Raw genomic sequence first — 3,071 nt, 5'->3', positions numbered from 1 at the left:
ACCTCCAGAGCACAAAAATCGGAGATATTTCCTACTGGGGGCCGGAAGCCGAGTTTTTCGTCTTCGACCATGCCCGCTATGATCAGACGAGCCATTGCGGATTTTACTATGTCGATTCGGACGAGGGGATTTGGAACTCAGGGCAGGAGGGGGTCAATCTGGGCGGCAAGGTCCGTCATAAAGAAGGCTATTTCCCCGTGCCTCCGACCGATACACAGCAAGACATTCGTACCGAAATGGTTCTGGAGATGGAAAAGGTCGGCATCGCAGTCGAAAAACATCACCATGAAGTGGCGACGGCCGGGCAGGCCGAGATCGACATTCGGTTCGATTCACTCCTGAAGATGGCCGACAAGATGATGATGTACAAGTACATCGTCAAGAATGTCGCGCGTCGTCACGGCAAGTCCGCGACCTTCATGCCAAAGCCGATCTTCGGGGACAACGGTAGCGGCATGCACACGCACCAGAGCATTTGGAAAGACGGCAAACCGCTCTTCGCAGGCAAGGATTACGCAGGCGTCTCCCAGACCTGTTTGTATTACATCGGTGGAATTCTGAAACATGCACCGGCCCTGGCCGCACTCACGAACCCAACGACGAACTCTTACAAACGCCTGACGCCGGGGTTTGAAGCGCCGGTGTTGCTGGCCTATTCGAGCCGCAATCGTTCGGCAGGTATCCGGATTCCGATGTATTCACCCAGTCCAAAGGCCAAGCGGATTGAGGTTCGGTTCCCGGATCCAGGCTGCAATCCATACCTGGCGTTTTCCGCCATGTTGATGGCCGGACTGGACGGGATTGAAAACAAGATCAACCCTGGTGAGCCGGCAGAAAAGGACCTCTATGATTTGGAGGCCAAGGAAGCCGCCAAAATCAGGACGATGCCTGGCAGTTTGGACGAAGCCCTGAACAATCTTGAGAAGGATCACAAGTTCTTGCTCAAGGGAGGCGTGTTCACCGAGGACCTGATTGAGGCCTGGATAGGGTACAAGCGGTCGAAGGAAGTCGATCCCATGCGGTTACGTCCTGTTCCATACGAATTCTTCCTGTACTATGACGTGTAATTGTCTGCTCTCTTGTACAAAGTGGAAAGACAAGCGCAAGAGTTCGTGGCGCAAAAGTTCTTCGAGAGTTGATCGGCAACAATGACGTTGCGGTGAGACTCGTACCGGAAGACAACCGGCAAAGGCGTCCGTCATCCTCGCAGGGATGGCGGACGCCTCTTTGTTTGTCAGTCGGCTGGACAGTGTCATCTCGCCGCGTTGAAATGTCGAAGGCGGAGGACTGTTTCTTGGAAGGGGATACTGGCTGGTGAGTCCTTACCGCGTGGTTGAGCCAGAAAAAGTCGCCTCCAAGTCGACAATCAATACATCAGTCGCACGTTCGCAGAGCATTAATCAAGGGAAGAAAGGTGCAAGATCCCTTTGAATGGGAAATGGCTCAGGTAGAAACGTTCTAGTGAGAAGATCCCATCTGCCTCAAGAGGGTCGGGAGATAGGAAAGTCTGCCTGGTGGAGAATTGCATCCAGCTGCGGCATAGGGCTTGAGCACATCCTCTGGCTTGCGCTATTCTCCTGCCACACTTCAGGAGGGGTATGATGCCAAAACGAGTTCGTACAGGTTTGACGCGGACTGACATTCTCGAACGTTACATCGAGCGATTTAAGCAGCAGTTGGTGAAATTCCAGCCATTTCTATCACGGAGGAGAGGCGGCGCCTCTCTTGAAGATTTCGACGACGGGGCGGAAGAGTTGATTGGACAGGTATTCGGTGCGGCCTCTGACGAAACTGAAGCCTACCTATATGCCAAGACCGGAGAATCCGCCTCGATTCCTGAGGAAGCCCAGGAGAGCGGAACGCACGATGTGGAGCGTGAGAGTCTTCACCAGCGCCGGCAGGTGCTCGAAAGTTGCCTGGCTGATCTGGAAATGCGAAGGAAGGTGCAGCGATTACGGCAGGGGAACGGGAAAGGCACCCTGACTGCGGTCGTGGAAGATTACATGTCCCACGAGGTGCACAGCATTCATCATGCTGCCACAATCAAGGAAGCCGGGAAAATGCTGCAGAAATATCGCGTCGGCTCGCTCATCGTCGACGACGGGTCCCGCTACGTCGGGATTATCACGGATTCCGATCTGAGCCGGAGAGCCGTCGCCAAGGGCCTCGACCCGAATAGTGTTACGGTGAAGTCCTGTATGAGCAAGTCGGTGTTCACCATCGAGGAAGACGAGCCGTTGTCTGAGGCTATGGCCCTCATGAAGAAGCAAGGCATTCGCCATCTGCCTGTCACCGCGGACGGCACGATCATCGGCGTCTTATCAGTGTCCGACCTCCTCCGTGCTTTTATGGATCGAGGATTATCGTAACGGCGCAGTCTTAAGTGCAGCGAAAGAGAGATCTGCTCGCGCGGAGTATGGACTTTGGGGGGAAAGCACGGTCTCAAGCCGTTCGGTGAAACATCGGCGAACATGCCGCGGCGATCTCCGCCACGTGCCGGTGGTCTGTCCCGCAACAACCGCCCAACACGTTCAAGCCCGTCAAGCATTCCTTGAGTTTGGCGTACTGCTGCCCGAGTTCTTCCGGGTTTCCCGCGTCCAGTTCCGAAGCCTCGTTCAATTCGACGTGACTCTTCTTCGACGCATTCGCTCGCAGTCCACGAATTCGCTTAGTCCAGGGTTTGCCTGCCGCCAGGACATGCGAAAAGTGGGTGGGATGGGCGCAGTTCACCATGTAATAGGCAGGGTATGACGAGGTGGAGGCATCCACCTGTTGAATTGCAGCACTGAGCGTTTGGCCCGTGGCCAGGTTGCCACCGGTTTCAACGGTGAAAGAGATTGCGACAGGCATGCGGGCCTTCCGGGCCGCCCGTACGATTCCCATCGCCTCCTCAACGTAGTTCAGAGTGAGTGCGGTGATCATATCTGCAGCTGTCTCTGCAAAAGTATTGATTTGTTCCTGGTGGTAGGCCTCCGCGTCGCATTCTGACATTCTATCGCGAGGATTGTACCCGTCCCCGCGTGGGCCGACGCATCCGCTGATGACAACCTTTGTACGGTCGTCCTCAATTT

3 protein-coding genes are annotated in these 3,071 nt (G+C 55.1%); 2 read left to right on the top strand and 1 reads right to left on the bottom strand.

The features are described from left to right. A partial coding sequence (gene glnA / locus ACWVCN_RS00555; RefSeq protein ID WP_455243552.1) for a type I glutamate--ammonia ligase occupies window positions 1–1,067 on the top strand: 1,067 nt, incomplete at its 5' end. Between the two features lie 531 nt (window positions 1,068–1,598). Next, window positions 1,599–2,369: a CBS domain-containing protein gene (locus tag ACWVCN_RS00550; protein WP_455243551.1), complete on the top strand. Its 771-nt coding sequence runs from the start codon at window positions 1,599–1,601 to the stop codon at window positions 2,367–2,369. A gap of 73 nt (window positions 2,370–2,442) precedes the next feature. On the opposite strand, the gene ACWVCN_RS00545 is transcribed toward ACWVCN_RS00550, so the two are convergent. Beyond that, on the bottom strand, window positions 2,443–3,071 hold a 629-nt coding region (locus ACWVCN_RS00545; RefSeq protein WP_455243550.1), incomplete at its 5' end, for a homocysteine S-methyltransferase family protein.

It is taken from the genome of Petrachloros mirabilis (genome assembly GCF_975968855.1).
This window is presented reverse-complemented; position numbering and strand designations above follow the sequence as displayed.

Excerpts from the sequence above, each read along its gene's own strand:
- ACWVCN_RS00550 (WP_455243551.1), top strand. The coding sequence starts at position 1,599 with ATGATGCCAAAACGAGTTCGTACAGGTTTGACGCGGACTGACATTCTC.